At 59.5% G+C, this 17,530-nt stretch carries 13 protein-coding genes; 8 read left to right on the forward strand and 5 right to left on the reverse strand.

Annotation, left to right across the window (positions count from 1 at the left end; all coding sequences use genetic code 11):
• Nucleotides 1–3: 3 nt before the first annotated feature.
• Nucleotides 4–1,122: a pyridoxal-phosphate-dependent aminotransferase family protein gene (locus tag CRP02_RS04795; RefSeq protein WP_097170421.1), complete on the forward strand. Its 1,119-nt coding sequence runs from the start codon at nucleotides 4–6 to the stop codon at nucleotides 1,120–1,122.
• A gap of 158 nt (nucleotides 1,123–1,280) precedes the next feature.
• Entirely contained in the window at nucleotides 1,281–1,475 is a 195-nt protein-coding gene (locus CRP02_RS04800) for a hypothetical protein (RefSeq protein ID WP_013761494.1), read from the forward strand.
• Between the two features lie 271 nt (nucleotides 1,476–1,746).
• Here CRP02_RS04800 and CRP02_RS04805 read toward each other — a convergent pair whose 3' ends face one another.
• Nucleotides 1,747–3,558, reverse strand: coding sequence for an IlvD/Edd family dehydratase (locus CRP02_RS04805; protein WP_097100206.1), 1,812 nt, complete (start codon nucleotides 3,556–3,558; stop codon nucleotides 1,747–1,749).
• A 521-nt stretch (nucleotides 3,559–4,079) separates the two neighbouring features.
• On the opposite strand from CRP02_RS04805, the gene ytfQ reads away from it, so the two are divergent.
• The 5 genes from ytfQ (at nucleotide 4,080) to CRP02_RS04830 (ending at nucleotide 9,413) form a co-directional block, all read left to right on the forward strand.
• Complete coding sequence (gene ytfQ, locus CRP02_RS04810; protein WP_003510698.1) at nucleotides 4,080–5,039, forward strand: galactofuranose ABC transporter, galactofuranose-binding protein YtfQ; 960 nt, start codon at nucleotides 4,080–4,082, stop codon at nucleotides 5,037–5,039.
• A 78-nt stretch (nucleotides 5,040–5,117) separates the two neighbouring features.
• A complete protein-coding gene (locus CRP02_RS04815; RefSeq protein WP_035251439.1) occupies nucleotides 5,118–6,641 on the forward strand; it encodes a sugar ABC transporter ATP-binding protein in 1,524 nt (507 codons plus the stop codon).
• Nucleotides 6,641–7,684, forward strand: coding sequence for an ABC transporter permease (locus CRP02_RS04820; protein ID WP_174003737.1), 1,044 nt, complete (start codon nucleotides 6,641–6,643; stop codon nucleotides 7,682–7,684). Before CRP02_RS04815 ends, CRP02_RS04820 begins: the two co-directional genes overlap by 1 nt.
• The gene (gene yjfF / locus CRP02_RS04825) at nucleotides 7,681–8,661 is read left to right on the forward strand and encodes a galactofuranose ABC transporter, permease protein YjfF (protein ID WP_003510704.1); all 981 of its coding nucleotides are present in this window, start codon (nucleotides 7,681–7,683) and stop codon (nucleotides 8,659–8,661) included. The genes CRP02_RS04820 and yjfF overlap by 4 nt, the downstream gene beginning before the upstream one ends.
• Before the next feature lie 17 nt (nucleotides 8,662–8,678).
• The gene (locus CRP02_RS04830) at nucleotides 8,679–9,413 is read left to right on the forward strand and encodes a FadR/GntR family transcriptional regulator (protein WP_013761497.1); all 735 of its coding nucleotides are present in this window, start codon (nucleotides 8,679–8,681) and stop codon (nucleotides 9,411–9,413) included.
• A gap of 131 nt (nucleotides 9,414–9,544) precedes the next feature.
• Here CRP02_RS04830 and CRP02_RS04835 read toward each other — a convergent pair whose 3' ends face one another.
• On the reverse strand, nucleotides 9,545–10,762 hold the full coding sequence (locus CRP02_RS04835) for an MFS transporter (RefSeq protein ID WP_097170423.1): 1,218 nt from the start codon (nucleotides 10,760–10,762) through the stop codon (nucleotides 9,545–9,547).
• Between the two features lie 183 nt (nucleotides 10,763–10,945).
• On the opposite strand from CRP02_RS04835, the gene CRP02_RS04840 reads away from it, so the two are divergent.
• Nucleotides 10,946–11,884 (forward strand): AraC family transcriptional regulator, encoded by a 939-nt coding sequence (locus tag CRP02_RS04840; protein ID WP_013761499.1) that lies wholly within the window; start codon nucleotides 10,946–10,948, stop codon nucleotides 11,882–11,884.
• A gap of 111 nt (nucleotides 11,885–11,995) precedes the next feature.
• Here the strand turns inward: CRP02_RS04840 and CRP02_RS04845 are convergent, their stop codons facing one another.
• The 3 genes from CRP02_RS04845 to CRP02_RS04855 are packed head-to-tail and all read right to left on the reverse strand — an operon-like array spanning nucleotide 11,996 to nucleotide 17,467.
• Complete coding sequence (locus CRP02_RS04845) at nucleotides 11,996–15,274, reverse strand: error-prone DNA polymerase (protein ID WP_097170424.1); 3,279 nt, start codon at nucleotides 15,272–15,274, stop codon at nucleotides 11,996–11,998.
• Nucleotides 15,271–16,788: a Y-family DNA polymerase gene (locus tag CRP02_RS04850; protein ID WP_179783940.1), complete on the reverse strand. Its 1,518-nt coding sequence runs from the start codon at nucleotides 16,786–16,788 to the stop codon at nucleotides 15,271–15,273. The genes CRP02_RS04845 and CRP02_RS04850 overlap by 4 nt, the downstream gene beginning before the upstream one ends.
• Nucleotides 16,703–17,467: an ImuA family protein gene (locus tag CRP02_RS04855; protein ID WP_035199388.1), complete on the reverse strand. Its 765-nt coding sequence runs from the start codon at nucleotides 17,465–17,467 to the stop codon at nucleotides 16,703–16,705. Before CRP02_RS04855 ends, CRP02_RS04850 begins: the two co-directional genes overlap by 86 nt.
• Between the last annotated feature and the right edge of the window lie 63 nt (nucleotides 17,468–17,530).

Below are 17,530 nucleotides of genomic sequence, written 5' to 3' on the forward strand. Positions count from 1 at the left end.
GACATGCCCGCCCCGGATTACGCATTGCTGCTCGACCCACCCGCCTTTCCAGCAGACCGTTACGCCGCTCTCGCCGACCGGCTGGCGGCGCTGATGGGCACGAAGAACGATGTGCTTCTGATACAGGCGGAAGCAGTGCTTGCGCTTGAAGCCGCGGCCACCAGCCTCGCGCGGCCGGGTCTGAGAGCGCTCAATATCGTCACTAGTCCCTATGGCGCGTGGTTCGGGGGCTGGCTGGAGCGTGGCGGCGCAACGGTTCGCAACCTGACCACCGCTCCGGCAAAGCCGATATCACTTCACGAGGTCGAGAGAGCGCTGGACGAAGGGCCAGGTTTTGATCTTCTCGCTATCGTGCACGCGGAATCCGCAAGCGGCATTCTCAACCCTCTGTCCGCCATTGCCGCGCTCGCCAAAGACAGAGGCATCGTCACGGTCGTCGATGCCGTCGCTTCCATCGGCGGCCATGCCTTCGAGGTTGACCGGCTCGGCATAGATATCGCGGTCATCGGCCCGCAAAAGGCGCTGGCAGGCCCGGCGGGCTTATCCGCCATCTCCGTCAGCGAAAGTGCCTGGAAACTTCTTTCACATGGCAATGCACCTGAGAACTCCATGCTTTCACTTCTCGACCAGAAGAAACTCTGGCTCGATACCGGCCGCGGCGCGCTGCCGGGAACACCTGCGCCGTTGGAATTCTATGCGCTGGAGGCGGCACTCGACCGGATAGAGGCAGAGGGTCTGGCATCCGCCAATGAACGCCACGAACGAGCGGCGACAGCCACTCGTAACGGTATCAAGGCACTTGGTATATCGACCTGGGTGGAGGAGACTGACGCGTCTGCTCTGGTTTCGACAGCGATCTTGCCGGACACGATGGATACCGGCGCATTTCTGGCGGCGGCATCCAGGGAGCAAGGTGCGGATGTCTCGGGCGGTGTCGGTCCCGGTGCGGAACGGCTGATAAGGCTCAATCACACCGGCCGACGCGCCAATCCGGATTCGGTGCAAGCCAATATCACCGCTGTTTCAAGCGCTTTGAGAAGCCTCGGCCATGCCGCAGATACCGATTCCGCGCTGGAAGCGGCCGAAAAAAGCTATTCCGGCACCTCCTCGAAGGGTCTCTGACAGCGCCGATAAACGTTCGTTGCGCGAAATCGGGTGCTGGCGGAACGTCAGTCACGCCATTGTTGTTAAAAATGGTAGACAAATTCCTTGGCCAATCTTGACGAAATCATGGCAACGCGCGAAACTTAACGCACTGTTAACTCGCGTGAAGAAGGGAAATGGCCATGGTAGCAGGGTTCAACATGCTCTCCTTTGACCTCTTTGGCATCGGCCGAAGAACGCCCGCCATAAACGAGCGGGTCGAGAAGGATTTGCAGGACAGGACGCCACGCAGACCGGACGACCAGTCCAACGATGACGACCGGGATCAGGAATACGAACTGTTCTTCTGGTCGCTTTATCCTGTGATTTAAGTTTTTAAGCGCAGGCTGACGGGGGCGGTTGAAACGTCGTTTTCCCGTCCTGCGGCCTTGAGCCGAAATGTGTTCAGCGTAGCCTCAAACACGGTGAAACAGTCGATCCGTGAAGAACACTTAAAATATACGCGACGTCATCCTCGGGCTTGACCAGAGGATTTACAAAATCTCGAAAAATCAAATATTTGCAGATGCTCTGGACAAGGCCGGGGCATGACGATGGAAAGGGCAAAGCCCTTTCCATCAAAGAGCCGTAGACGGCCCTGCCTTAGTGGTTGTCGCGCGGCAGACCCTTGGTCTGGGCAATGCGCTGATACTTCACGGCCGGTTCCAGAACCGCGCCGGTTTCCATCTGGCTGACGATGCCGCGCTGGATTTCCTGCCATGGCGTCTGGTGATCGGGGTACTTGAAGCCGCCCTCGGCGGAGAGCGTTTCGTAACGCTTGGCCAGTTCCTCGCCGGAAATCAGGATGTCGGCCTTGCCACGACCCACATCGATACGAACGCGGTCACCCGTCTGCAAGATGGCCAGACCACCGCCTGCCGCTGCTTCCGGAGAAGCGTTGAGGATGGACGGGCTGCCAGACGTGCCGGACTGGCGGCCGTCACCGATGCAGGGCAGCGAATTGACGCCTTCCTTCAAGAGATAGTCCGGCGCACGCATGTTCACCACTTCTGCCGCACCCGGATAACCGATCGGACCGGCACCGCGCATGAAGAGAACGGTGTTGGCGTCGATCTTCAGCGACGGATCGTCGATGCGGTGATGGTAATCTTCCGGACCGTCGAACACCACGGCACGGCCTTCGAAGGCTTCCGGGTCGTTCGGGTTGGAGAGATAACGGTTGCGGAATTCTTCCGAGATCACGCTCGTCTTCATGATGGCAGAGGAGAACAGGTTGCCGCGCAGAACACGGAAACCGGCGCGCTCCTTGAGCGGCTGGTCATAGGGACGGATGACCTTTTCGTCTTCGATGATGGCACCACGGCAATTGTCGCCGATGGTTTTGCCATTCACGGTCATGGCGTCTTCCATGATGAGCCCCTGGGTCATCAGCTGGTTGACGACAGCCGGAACGCCGCCGGCATGATAATAATCCTCGCCGAGATATTCACCGGCCGGCTGCAGGTTGACGAGCAGCGGCACGTCTTCACCGTAGGTCTGCCAGTCATCGACCGTCAGTTCAACGCCGACATGACGTGCAAGGCCGTTCAGATGGATCGGCGCGTTGGTGGAGCCACCGATGGCCGAGTTGACGCGGATGGCGTTGATGAAGGCATCCTTGGTCATGATGTCGGAAGGCTTAAGGTCTTCCTTGACCATTTCGACGATGCGAAGGCCGGTGAGATAGGAGATTTCCTGACGGTCGCGGTAAGGCGCCGGAATGGCGGCCGAGCCGGGCAGCTGCATGCCGAGTGCTTCGGCAAGCGAGTTCATCGTCGTCGCCGTGCCCATGGTGTTGCAATAGCCGGTGGAAGGTGCGGAAGAAGCGACGAGCTTGACGAAGCCTTGATAATCGATCTCGCCCTTGGCCAGCAGTTCACGCGCTTTCCAGACGATGGTGCCGGAACCGGTGCGCTCGCCACGGAACCAGCCGTTCAGCATGGGGCCGACGGAAAGGGCGATGGCCGGAATGTTGACGGTGGCCGCCGCCATAAGACAGGCAGGCGTGGTCTTGTCGCAGCCGATGGTCAAAACAACGCCGTCGAGCGGATAGCCGTAAAGCACTTCCACGAGGCCGAGATAGGCGAGATTGCGATCGAGACCCGCCGTCGGGCGCTTGCCGGTTTCCTGGATCGGATGCACCGGAAATTCAATGGCAATGCCGCCCGCTTCACGAATGCCTTCGCGCAGGCGATGCGCCAGCTCCAGATGGTGGCGATTGCAGGGCGAAAGGTCCGAGCCGGTCTGCGCGATGCCGATGATCGGGCGATCGGACTGAAGCTCGGCCTGGCTGAGACCGAAGTTCATGTAACGCTCGAGATAAAGCGCGGTCATATCAGCGTTTGCGGGGTTATCGAACCACGCGCGCGAACGAAGCTTGCCTTGGGTTGCGGGCAGATTGTCGGATTTGGTCATGATGCGGTCTCCAGCCGGAAGTGGCCAACGGTAAAATATTACGAAATGCGACAAGCTTATGTTGTGCGCAAGGAAAATGGAATCAGCTTCTCGGAAGCACGCATAACCGACAGACGAGCGCCAGACGAGTGACCTGGAGCCGTTCTTCAGCTTTAGCCGAATATTTTTCGGTGTTTACGACCATACCGACGTTGCGCAATGGCCTCTTCCCTCCCTGCCTTGCCGGATTGTAACTGACCCCGAGGCCCCACATTCCGTCACGACCTGACTTGCTTATTTGTATTACTATTAGATAGCGGCGCAGCCTGTCAAGCCGGACCAGAGTATATTGCGGGCGAGTTTTGCGCGCCGAAGAAATTGGAATACACACAATAAGCCATTGATTTATTATAGTTTAAGACCATGTTTCCATAAAATCGGCATGACGTGAATTGGAAATCCGCTAAAAAACCCCTTTTCAAGAGTATTACTATATGCTCATAGTGACGTCGTCACGCTGACATCATTTCTGGGAGGATAAGATGAGAAAAGCTCTTGCGGCAATCACTGTCGCCGTTTCCGCATGCCTTGCATCCAGTGTTTCCGCACAATCGCTGACCGTCGGCTTCTCGCAGATCGGCTCCGAATCCGGATGGCGCGCCGCTGAAACCACTGTCACCAAGCAGCAGGCCGAGAAGCGCGGCGTTACGCTGAAATTCGCCGACGCACAGCAGAAGCAGGAAAACCAGATCAAGGCCGTTCGCGGCTTCATCGCGCAGGGCGTCGATGCGATCCTGATCGCACCTGTCGTCGCAACCGGCTGGGACGCCGTGCTGAAGGAAGCCAAGGAAGAAAAAATCCCCGTCATCCTGCTCGATCGCCAGATCGAAGCGCCGGATGATCTTTATCTGACCGCGGTCACCTCGGATCAGGTTCACGAAGGCAAGGTTGCCGGCGACTGGCTCGTCAAGGATGTCGGCGCGAAGGACTGCAAGGTTGTCGAATTGCAGGGCACGACCGGCTCTTCGCCCGCCATCAACCGTAAGAAGGGCTTCGAAGAAGCCATCGCTTCGCACAAGAACATCAAGATCGTGCGCTCGCAGACGGGTGACTTCACCCGTACCAAGGGCAAGGAAGTGATGGAAAGCTTCATCAAGGCCGAAGGCGGCGGCAAGGATATCTGTGCCGTGTACGCTCACAATGACGACATGGCCGTCGGCGCGATCCAGGCGATCAAGGAAGCCGGCCTGAAGCCGGGATCCGACATCAAGGTCGTGTCCATCGATGCCGTACCTGACATCTTCAAGGCCATGGCCGCCGGTGAAGCCAATGCGACGGTGGAACTGACGCCTGACATGGCCGGTCCTGCCTTCGACGCTCTCGAAGCCTATCTGAAAGACAAAAAGGCACCGGCGAAGTGGATTCAGACGGAATCCAAGCTCTACACGGCGTCTGACGACCCGATGAAGGTCTACGAGGCGAAGAAGGGTCTGGGTTACTAATAGACCCCTTATCTTCGGAAGGAGCGGCGCGTCATGCGTGCCGCTCCGTCACAGCTTCTTTCATGCAGGGCCTGCGCAATGTCCGAAACGGCACCACTTCTGGAAGCACGCGCCATCGGTAAATCCTTTCTCGGGATAACGGCGCTGGACGGCGTCGATTTTTCGCTCGGGCGCGGTGAAATTCACGCGCTTCTCGGCGAAAACGGCGCGGGGAAATCAACACTCATCAAGATACTGACCGGCGTTTATCACCGCGACAGCGGCTCCATCTTTCTGGAAGGTAGCGAGATATCGCCCACCAATGTCGGCGAAGCGCAGGCACTCGGTATCGGCACCGTCTATCAGGAAGTAAACCTTCTCGAAAACCTGACTGTTGCCGAAAACCTCTTTCTCGGCCGCCAACCGCATCGCTTCGGGCTGATTGACAGAGCCTCGATGCAGAGACAATCGCAGGCGCTGCTGTCCCAATACGGGCTTTCGATCGACGTCAACGCTCTGCTTTCCAGCTATTCCGTCGCTATCCGCCAGATCATCGCCATTGCCCGCGCCGTCGATCTTTCCGGCAAGGTGCTGGTGCTGGACGAGCCGACCGCCAGCCTCGATGCCCACGAGGTCGAGATGCTGTTCGGTGTGCTGCGGAACTTGCGTGCGCGCGGTATCGGCATCGTCATCATCACCCACTTCCTAAACCAGGTCTACGATATCGCCGACCGCGTCACGGTTTTGCGCAACGGCCGCCTCGTCGGCACGCGCGACATCGGCAACCTGCCGAGGTCCGAACTCATTGCGATGATGCTTGGTCGCGAGCTTCAGCACATCACCCACGAGCATCAGGCCACTGACGACACGGTTGCCGAGGGCGAACCGCCGATCCGTTTCGAGGGGTACGGCAAACGCGGCAGCATCGCCCCCTTCGACCTCGGCATTCGGCCGGGAGAGATCGTCGGCGTCGCCGGTCTTTTGGGGTCGGGACGAACGGAAACGGCTTTCCTGCTGTTCGGCATCGACAAGCCCGATACCGGCAAGGCCACGATAGACGGAAAGACCATCGCTCTTTCTTCGCCTGAAGCCGCAATCACGGCCGGGTTCGGTTTCTGCCCGGAGGAGCGCAAGACTGATGGTATCATCGGCGACTTTTCCGTGACCGACAACATTGCTCTGGCTCTCCAGGCCCGCCAGGGTTGGGCGCGGCCGCTTTCGCGCCGGCAGAAGGTGGAACTGGCCGAAAGCTTCATCAAATCCCTCGACATCCGCCCGGCCGATCCTGACCGGCCGATAAAATTCCTGTCCGGCGGCAACCAGCAGAAAGCCATTCTGGCGCGCTGGCTTGCAACTCACCCCCGGCTTCTGATCCTCGATGAGCCGACCCGTGGTATCGATATCGGCGCCCATGCGGAAATCCTCAAAATGATCGAAAAACTCTGCACCGAGGGCATGTCGCTCGTCGTCATCTCGTCCGAACTGGAAGAACTGACCGCCGTTGCCCACCGGGTCGTCGTGCTGTCCGACCGCCGGCATGTCAGCGAATTGAAGGGCGGCGAGGTGACGGCCGACAACATCATGCGGGCAATTGCGGATGCGGCCAGAACGGAGGCGGCATGATGGTGGCTGTGACAAGGCGCCTGAAAAGGCTTGCTCCCCAACTGATCGCCCTCTTCGTCATTCTGGCAGCGATTACAATCGTTTCGCCGGGCTTCCTGCATGTTTCGTTCCAGAACGGCAGGCTTTACGGCAGTCTGATGGATATTCTCGTGCGTGCCGCACCCGTGGCGCTCCTGACCATTGGCATGACGCTGGTGATCGCCACCAAGGGCATCGATCTGTCGATCGGTGCTGTTATCGCCATTTGTGGAGCGGTGGCGGCAACGCTCATCAGCAACGGCCATTCCATCCCAACCGTCATCGCCATCTCGCTTGCTGTCGGCATCGCCTGCGGCCTGTGGAACGGGGTGCTGGTCGCCCTTCTCGACATCCAGCCGATCATCGCCACGCTGATCCTGATGGTGGCGGGGCGCGGCATCGCCCAGCTCATCACCGAAGGTGTCATTCTCACCTTCAACGACGACAGCTTTTCCGCCATCGGCTCCGGCTCCTTCGCGGGCATTCCCCTGCCCGTCATCATCTGGGTGGCGGCGGCGCTGATAATCGGCCTTCTGGTGCGCAAGAGCGCGCTCGGCTTTCTGATTGAGGCAACCGGCATCAATCGCCGCGCGGCAGCACTTGCCGGTGTGCGGGCACGCTTCCTGCTGTTTTTCGTCTACGCCGTTTCCGGTCTCTGCGCGGCCATCGCCGGCATGATCGTGACCGCCGATATTCGCGGTGCGGATGCCAACAATGCCGGGCTGTGGCTGGAACTGGACGCCATATTGGCGGTGGTGATCGGTGGTACATCGCTGAATGGCGGCCGCTTCTCCATCACCGCATCGCTGATCGGCGCGCTCATCATCCAGACCATCAATACCGGCATTCTGGTCTCCGGTTTCCCGCCGGAATTCAACCTCATCATCAAGGCTGGCATCATCATGGTGGTACTGACACTGCAATCGCCGGCAATCATGGCGGTTCTGGGCTTTGTCAAAACGCCAAAGCCACACGCAAGACCGGCCACGGCTAACGGAATGACCAAGGAAGGTACCGCGCGATGATCCACAGCCGCAATCTTCCGTTTCTGACCACACTGACGATCTTCCTTATCGCCTATCTTCTGTGCGTGCTGCAATATCCAGCGATCCTGTCGACACGGGTGATCGGCAATCTATTGACCGACAATGCCTTTCTCGGCATCGCTGCCGTTGGCATGACTTTCGTGATCCTGTCGGGTGGCATCGATCTGTCCATCGGCTCCGTCATCGCCTTCACCAGCGTTTTCGTGGCTGTCATGGTCGGCACCTATAATATTCACCCGCTGCTGGCCTTCGCCATCGTGCTCGTGATCTCAACGCTGTTCGGCTGCCTGATGGGGGCGATGATACGCTTCCTGTCGATCCCGCCATTCGTGGTGACGTTGGCGGGTATGTTCCTGGCGCGTGGCGCGGCCTATCTGATCTCGACGCAATCCGTGCCGATCTCGCATCCCTTCATCGATGCGATACAGGGATTTTATTTCCGCTTTCCCGGCGGCGGCAGGCTGACAGCACTTGCTATTGTCATGCTTCTCGTCTTTGCCGCCGGCATGCTGATTGCCAGCCGCACCCGCTTCGGCGCCAATGTCTATGCACTTGGCGGTAACCCGCAATCGGCCGAACTGATGGGAGTGCCGATCGGTACAACGACAATCGGCATCTACGCACTTTCAGGGTTCCTGTCCGGCCTCGCCGGCATCGTCTACACGCTCTACACCTCGTCGGGTTATTCGTTGGCGACGGTGGGCGTGGAGCTGGATGCTATTGCAGCTGTTGTCATTGGCGGAACGCTTCTGACGGGTGGAATGGGGCTGGTGGCGGGAACCTTCGTGGGACTGCTGATCCAGGGGTTGATCCAGACCTACATCGTTTTTGACGGAACCCTGTCATCCTGGTGGACCAAAATCGTTATTGGCGTGCTGCTTTTTGTCTTCATCGTGTTGCAGCGCGCAATCATCTGGTATTCAAACAGGAGACTGGCCGGACCACATCCGGCATAACCAACACGGAGGCTTTATTGGGGCTGCTCGAAACGACGATAAGCGGGCGAAAACGCCGGAACAGCCACGCGCATGTGGTCTCCGAACTCGGCAGCGCCATCGTCTCGGGCAGGATTGCGGAAGGATCCCTGCTGCCTAACGATGCCGAACTGTCCCTCCGTTTCGGGGTCTCGCGCACCGTGTTGCGCGAGACGATGAAGACGCTGGCGGCCAAGCGGCTGGTCGAACCCAAGGCAAAGGTCGGCACCCGCGTTCTCGACCGTTCGAGCTGGAACTTCTTTGACCCGGATGTGCTGGGCTGGCGCTGCGAAGCCGGAATAGACCAGGAATTCGTGACACATCTGGCGGAAATCCGCCTCGCGCTCGAACCGGCGGCGGCGGCAGCTGCCGCGCTTCAGGCATCGAATGACGATATCGTTTCCCTTTATGTGATTGCCGCCAAATTCGACAATCCGCAGCACACGCCGGAAACCATCGCCAAGGTCGATCTCGAATTCCACCTCGCCGTGGCGCACATGTCCGGCAATCCCTTCATGCGTTCGGCAAGCGGGCTGATAGAAGCCGCCCTTGCGATCTCATTCCAGCTTTCATCGCCGGCCTCGTCGCCCGGAACCATCGCCGAGATCGCTGCAAACCATCTGCGCATCGTGCACGCCATCGCCGCCCGTGATGCGGACGCCGCCGTGAAAGCCATGCGCCATGTAATAGAGGTCGGCAAGGACCGGACGCGAAAGGCAATCAAGACGCCTTGAAGGCTAAAAGCCTGTCGACATCCCTTCCGTCACCCCGGGCCTGATGCCACCATGACGGAGCCGGGGTTGGCTTTTTCATCATAAAATTCGGGCCTGCACGGATGCAGGCCCTTTTTCTTCCGGCAAGTATCTTACCCCTGCGACGCTTCAATCTGCGGCACCACGCCACGGCGCGATGCCATAAGCGATGCGCCGAGGAGTGCTGCAATGCTTACGAAAACGAAGACCATGGTCGCACCCTGAAGGTCGATCAGCAGTCCGCCCAGAACAGCGCCGCTGGAAATGGCGATCTGGAAGGTGGTGAGCAGCAACGCGCCTGCACTTTCGGCCTCGTCAGAGGCGACGCGGGTGATGAAGCTCTGCACGCTGACAGGAAGCGCGCCGAAGGCGAAACCCCAGGAGGCAATGGCAAAGCCAGCGACAACGGGAGATGCACCGGCAATCACCAGCACGGATGCTGATGCGGCAATCAGGGTGGCGGCAAACGTCACGGCCCATGCCGTGTTCTTCTCAGCGAGGAAGCCGCCGAAGAGATTACCGAAAAAACCGCCCACGCCGTAAGCCAGAAGAACGAGCGAGATTGCTTCGACGCCAAGCTGCGGCACATCTTCGAGGAAGGGGCGAACATAGGTGAAGCCGGCGAAGTGACCCGCGACGATGAACAGCGTCGTCAGAAGGCCGATCCTGACCTGCGGGCGCTGCAACAGCCGGAACATGGTGGACAGGCCGGGCGCACCGGCCGGCGGCAGCGAGGGAACGGTGAGCAACTGCACGACAAGTGCGACGACACCCAGCACGCCGGCGACGACAAAGGCCGCACGCCAGCCAAGCGTCGCGCCGATCCACGCCCCGACAGGGGCTGCGCAAACGGTGGCAACCGAAACGCCGGTTAGGATGATGGCCATGGCGCGCGGCATCTTATCCAGCGGAACAAGCCTTAGCGCCAGCGCCGCCGACATGGCCCAAAAGCCGCCAAGGCCGATGCCGAGCAAAACGCGCGATGTAAACAGCATGAAAAGACCGTTGGCAAAAGCGGCCAATGTGCTGGAAATGATCAGCAACGTCGTGAGGCCAAGCAGGGTCCAGCGGCGATCAATGCTGCGCGTGCCGATGACGACGCCGGGACCGGCAACCGCTGCGACCAGTGCCGTGACGGTGATGGATTGGCCTGCAATGCCGGAGCTGATGGAAAGATCGGTCGACAGTGGCGTCAGAAGGCTGACCGGCAGGAATTCCGCCGTTACCAGCCCGAAGACGCCGAGCGAAAGCGAAACCACCGCCGCCCACTTCGCATCCGGCTCTTGTCTGTGTGGCGCATATTCAAGTTCGTTGATTGTTCGGTTATTCATGAAAATCTCCTGATGCGCATTCTGGGAACGCGCCCTGAAACGGAATGGCAAAACGATGAAGCCGGTGGGAGCCCGGGTGCGTCGCCTCACAAATCGATGGTCGTAAGCTACGCGTGACAGCTCGGCGTTTCCATGCTACAAAATCCGCATTCCTTAACCAAACGTCCGAATTTGTGAGTTGCCATGAATGATGCACTGACGGAAATGCTGCGTGGTCTGCGGCTTGACGGCGTGGAATATGGCCGCTGCCGCATGGCAACGCCCTGGGCGACGGCCTTTCCCGAGCAGGAGGCGGCGCGGTTTCATTTCATCGGCGTGGGCCAGGCAAAATTACGCAAACCTTCCGGAGAATGGCTGACGCTTACGTGCGGCGATGCAGTGCTTCTGCCCCGTGGCCACGCCCATGTGCTGGGCAGCGGCGAGGATGTAACACCTGCCCTCTTCGATCGGTTCGGTAAAAAGGAAGTGTGTCAGGGCATTTTCGACATGGAATGTGCCGGTGCCGGCGGCGATACGGTGGCGTTTACCGCCTCGATGCGTTTCAACATGGATAATCTGCATCCGCTTTTGCAACTGATGCCGGATGTGATGCTGACCAGCGATCTCGCCAAAAGCGATCCGGCCATTCCGCATCTCCTGGAAGCCATGGCGCGCGAAGTGGAACTGAACCGCGTTGGTGCCGGTGGCATTCTGGCGCGGCTTGCCGATGTCTTGACGGCAACACTGATCCGCACATGGGTAGAATATGGTTGCGGCGATTCCAGCGGCTGGCTTGCCGCCGTGCGCAATCCCGAACTCGGACGGGTGCTTGCAGCGATCCACCTTACCCCCGAGAAAGACTGGAGCGTGGAAGAGCTTGCCTCCCTGATGGGTGCATCCCGCTCGAGTTTTGCAGAACGCTTCACCCGTGTGGTGGGTGAAAGCCCAGCCCGTTATGTCGTTCGCATACGCATGCATCAGGCGCGACTGTGGCTGCGCGAGGGTATGCGTGTAACGCTGGCGGCGGAAAAGCTCGGCTACGATTCCGAGGCATCTTTCAGCCGCGCCTTCAAACGCGTGATCGGCGCGCCGCCCAGCCAGTTCCGCAGGAAGGACACCTCCGGTCTGGAAGATGCGGCATAGGGCGCATCTTAGAGCACGTCCGGTTTAAACAGAATCTTGGGACGCGCTCTATCTCTTTGTTTTATGCATTTTCCGCACGTAAAACCGCTACGCACTTTTACTGGAAATGCTCTAATGGAAATTGCGGGAAATGACCTTTATCCGCTCCACTTCATCTCCGTCTTGGGTCGCAGGCGGTGGGCGTTTCCTGATGTTGCGATGATCGTCCGGCGGAATACCGTGGTGGAACTCGTCGCCACGCCCATACGGCAGAGGAAAGGGGTGGTTGCGCTCACCCACGCTTGCCAGCGCCTCTGACAGATCGGTCAGCCGGTGGGCGACCAGATGCACCACCTCGCCTTCCCGCTGGATCTTGCCGTAAATGCCGACCATACCGGCGGAAAGCACCACGCGCCGGTATTTTTCGAAGGTCTTGACCCACAGAACCGCATTGGCAATACCCGTCTCATCCTCCAGAGTCATGAAGATCACTCCCTTTGCCGAGCCTGGGCGCTGGCGCACCAGAACCAGCCCCGCCGTTTCCAGCCACGTGCCATCACGGACGCGCACCGCATCCGCGCAGCTGACGATGCGCCGACGGGAAAGATCGCGCCGCAGGAAGGACATGGGGTGTTCGCGCAGGGTCAGCCCCACATGGCCATAATCCTGCACCACCTCGCCGCCGTCAGTCATGGGCCGCAGCGCGACGGAGGGTTCGGAAAGCTCATCCACAACGGCGTTTTCCCGGCTGGCAGCGGCAGCAAAAAGCGGCAGCGGCTCATCCCTCAAAGCCTTGATGGCCCACAGCGCCTCGCGTCTGGAAAGCGAGAGCGACGGCAGAAAGGCATCGGCTTCGGCGAGACACACAAGTGCTGCGGCGGGAACACCTGCCCTTCGCCACAGATCGTCGACGGAGGCGAAATCGCGATCCTGACGGCAGGCGACAATTTTTGCTGCATGATCGTTGGAAAGCCCCTTCACCATGCGCAGGCCAAGCCGCACGGCGTAGCGCTCTTTACCATTCGCATTCTTCTTGCCCGTGGGCTCCAGCGTGCAATCAAAACGGCTGTTGTTGACACAAACCGGGCGCACCTCCACGCCATGGTCACGCGCATCACGCACAATCTGCGCCGGGGCGTAAAACCCCATGGGTTGCGAATTGAGAAGCGCCGTACAGAAAATATCGGGATGATGGCATTTCAGCCATGAGGAGGCATAGGCGATCAGCGCGAAGGAGGCCGCATGGCTTTCTGGAAAACCATAACTGCCGAACCCTTCCAGCTGCTTGAAGATGCGTTCGGCGAATTCTTTGTCATAGTCATTCGCGACCATGCCGGTGACCAATTTTTCCCTGAACTTGGAAATGGTGCCAACGTTCTTGAAAGTCGCCATGGCTCGACGCAATTGGTCAGCCTCATCTGCGGTGAAACCGGCGCAATCCATTGCAATCCGCATGGCCTGTTCCTGAAACAGCGGAACCCCCAGCGTCTTTTTGAGAATATTTTTAAGCTCCGGTTTTTCATACCGAACGGGCTCTTTTCCCTGACGCCGCCGCAAATAGGGATGTACCATATCTCCCTGAATGGGGCCGGGACGAACGATAGCGACCTGAATAACAAGATCGTAAAATTCGGCAGGCTTCAAACGCGGCAACATCGACATCTGCGCCCGGCTTTCGATCTGGAAAGTGCCTAACGTGTCGGCTTTTTGGATCATTGCAAACGTTGCAGGATCATTCGGGGGCATCGCGGCAAGATCGTATTTTTCTCCTGTACGAGCCTCCAGCAGGTCGAAGCCACGCTTCATGCAGGAAAGCATTCCAAGCGCCAGGCAATCCATTTTCATGAACCGGACGATATCGATATCGTCCTTATCCCATTCAATGATCTGTCGACCGTCCATGGCGGCTGGTTCAATTGGCACTAGCTCATCCAGCCTATCATGGGAAAGTACGAAGCCGCCCGGATGCTGGCTGTGATGGCGCGGTGTGCCAACAAGCTGGTTGGCAAGCTCGAAAGCCAGTTTAAGGCGACGATCCTCCATATTGAGGTTCAGTTCCTTCACCTCTTTTTCGCCAACTCCTTCGCTCCAGCGCCAGACTTGCGAAGACAGAAGTTTGGTCAAATCCTCCGGCAGACCTAGTACTTTACCAACATCTCGCAATGCCCCTCGACCACGGTAGCGGGTGACGACTGAACAAAGCGCCGCTTTATCGTGGCCATAGTTTTTGTAGACCCATTGAATAATCTCCTCACGACGCTGATGCTCGAAATCCACGTCGATGTCAGGCGGTTCACCCCGGTTTTCGGAAACAAAACGTTCAAAGACGAGATTGCTGAAACGAGCAGGATCAATGGCAGTGATACCAAGTACAAAACAGATAACCGAGTTTGCCGCCGAACCGCGTCCTTGGCACAAGATATCCATTTTGCGAGCCTGTCGGACGATAGCACTCACGGTCAGGAAATAGGGCGCATATTGCAATCTGCCGACAACATCCAACTCATGATGCAGCGCCTTTTCGACCTTCTCCGGCAAACCATGCGGGTAACGTCCCGGCACCGCTTCCCAGACGAGCTTTTCCAACGCCTGTTGTGCCGTCAGCCCCGGCAGGCTGCGCTCTTCAGGATATTGATAGACCAGCTCCTTCAGCGAAAAGGTGCAGCGCTTCACGATTTCGAGGCTGCGGGCCAGTGCTTCCGGGTAGCGGGCAAACAGCCGGTGCATTTCCTGCGGCGGCTTCATATAGCGGTCGGCATGCCGCTCGCGCCGGAAACCCGCCTCGTCAATGGTGCAATTGTGCCGGATGCAGGTAACGACATCCTGCAGCATGCGCCGCTCGGGCACATGAAACAGCACGTCATTGGTAACAACGGTCGGCACATCAGCGGCTGCAGCCATATTCGACAATTCGAAAAGCCGCATCTGGTCGTTGGGTCGTCTTCGCAGGCTCAGCGCCATATAGGCCCGGTCAGCAAAAGCGGCTTTCAACCGGCGCAGGCGAAGTGCGCAGAGATCGTCAGCCAGATCGGCGAGCAACACCACGATAAGGCCTTCGCCATAAGCTACGAGATCGTCCCATGTGAGCCGACACTTACCCTTGCCACCCCTCTTCTTGCCGACGGACAGCAGCCTGCAAAGCCGCCCGTAAGCCGGGCGATCCATGGGATAGACAAGCACGGAAAGATCGTCATCCAGATCGAGCCGGCAGCCGATGACGAGCCGGATGCCATGATTATCGGCCGCTTCATAAGCGCGGGGAATGGCCGCAAGGCTATTGCGATCGACGATGCCGAGTGCCTCGATACCGAGATTTTTTGCCTGTTCGAACAGTTCATCACAGGAACTTGCACCGCGCAGGAAGGAGAAATGCGTGGTCACCTGAAGCTCGGCATAGCGCGGCGTGCTCATGCGAAGACCCCATGGATGAACCAGCCCTGCGAGCCCGTCTCGGTATGTTCGCCATCACCGGAGCGGAAAATCCAGAAACGCTCGCCGATTTCGTTTTCCACTGTGAAATAATCGCGCACGGCGGCCTTTTCGCGGTCGCGTTTCCACCATTCGCCAAACACCCGTTCCGGCCCATCAGCGCGCCGCACATTATGGCGCACGCCTTTCCAGATGAAATAACGCGGCGGATGATCCGGAAGCAGCGCCAGAGTTTCGATGGGTTCCGGCCTTGCAAAAAGCCTGACCGGGCGCGGCCAGTGGCAAGGCCAGCCGAGGGTATCCTCAGGTGCCAGCGCCGCAACGCTGGCAAGAGAACGTTCCGGCACGTCGCTTGCCACCGCCGCATAACGATAGACCCTGTGGCCACGATTGAGGATGACATCGACCGTATCGGCGATTTCCGCACGCCCTTCCTCCAGAAGCGAAGACCGGGCCTGCGCGGCGACAAGCGGCTCGGCATGGGTGGCGGTCAGCACCATCATCTCAATGCCGAAGCCGGGATCGATGGTGTCGATCCGGTCGGTCAGAAGCCGGACAAGCTGTTTGACATCACGCACCGGTCTGGAGGTGCCGGCCCGCACGGCCTGCAAGCCGCTATCCACCCGGTGCAGCACCAGATCGACGCGACGTGCGCCAAGGCCGCGCTTTTCCAGCGAGACGCAAAGCTCCGCAACCAGCTTTTGCACATAGCGGGCAATCGTCTCCGCCGCCGCGATCGGCTCGGGAAAGGCGCGGCGCACCTCCACCAGTTCGGCAATGCGCACCGGCTCGATAGGTTCGCCAGTCTCGCCGAAAGCCTGGGCGAGCCGCCTGACCACTTCCGGGCCGAAACGCAGGGTCAGCGGCGCCCGCGGGGCCTCGGCAAGTTCGCCTATGGTGCGAAAACCGAGCACCTTCAATCCGGAAACGATACGCTCCTCCAGCCTGAGCGCCGCCAGCGGCAGCCCGCTGATCGCCGCCCGCTGTCCGCCCGGCGATACGATGCTGATCTCCTCACGGCCAAACCGGGCAAGCGCATGGGCCGCCCCCCAGCTATCGGCAATAGCAGCGCGGGCGGCGAAGCCTGCGGCATGCAGGCGGTTCACCATGCCGCTCAACATCAGCGTCTCATTGCCGTGCAGATGGTCCGCACCTGCCGTATCCAGCACCAGCCCATCAGGCGGATCTGCGGCGACGATCGGGGCATAGATACGCAGGAAATGAAAAGCGAGTTGTTGCAGGGCGCGGGCATCCGCCGCCGCATCCATATCCTCGACAACGAGACCCGGCACCAAAGCCTGCGCCTTGCTGACGGGTGTGCCGGGCCGGATGCCCGCCGCCTTTGCTGCCTTGTCCAGCGCCAGCACCAGGCGGCGGCTGCCCTGACGGCCGATCATGACCAGCGGCTTTTCAACCGGCGGCGCGTTCTGCCCCGAAAGACGCCGGTAGCGATCCGTCGGCCATGTCGGCAGGTAAAGCGAGACGACCCTTTGCATCACAGGCTTCCACTTCAAATGCAGCGCTTTCGCCGCCGCGACATCGCAAAAGTTCCAGAAACCAGCGTGGCCTGCCCACCCCCGGCACCGGCAGGGGCGAAGATGGCCGGACAGAGACACGCCAGCGGGTGACAGCGGCCGTCGGCTCGCCAAACAACGCCGCATCGGCCGGGCGCCGGAAGCGGCGAATGGCAATGCCGGTGACACCAGAGGTTTCCGCCGCCAGTTGCAACCGCCGCGAGGCATTCATAGGCAACTTCGCAAGCTCGCCCATCACGGCGCCAAAACCGTTGCAGCGCAAGCCTTCCTCGAAACAGTCGAGCACGCCTTTCTCATCGCGGCATTCGACGATGATGACCCGGTTCTGCGACAGGCCCGCCTGCGTCAATCCCGGCATGAACAGATCCCTGCGGGTGACACACCATAAGACCTTGCCGGACAGCCTTGCTGCCACACCGGCCGCAAAAAGCGCCGCTGCCGCACCATCGGCGGCGCCATTGCCGCCGCCGCTCACCTCATGCAGGCAACCGAGCTTCAGCCCGCCTCCAGGCAAATGGTGATCGATGGCATCCACGCCGAAAGGCAAGGCCTCGTGCAGGCGGTGAGGACCGCCACCGATCCTTTCCAGCCTTTCACGCAGCTCTTCGACAACGAGCAACTGTTCCGCGCGCTTTTGCATGGCATGACAGGTTTCAATTCCGGTTTTTCAGTTTTATTGTTCCTGTTTTGTTCTTATTTCAAC

The sequence above is a fragment of the Rhizobium sp. AN5 genome, assembly GCF_900215255.1.
In the GTDB taxonomy this organism is placed as follows: Bacteria; Pseudomonadota; Alphaproteobacteria; order Rhizobiales; family Rhizobiaceae; genus Agrobacterium; species Agrobacterium tumefaciens.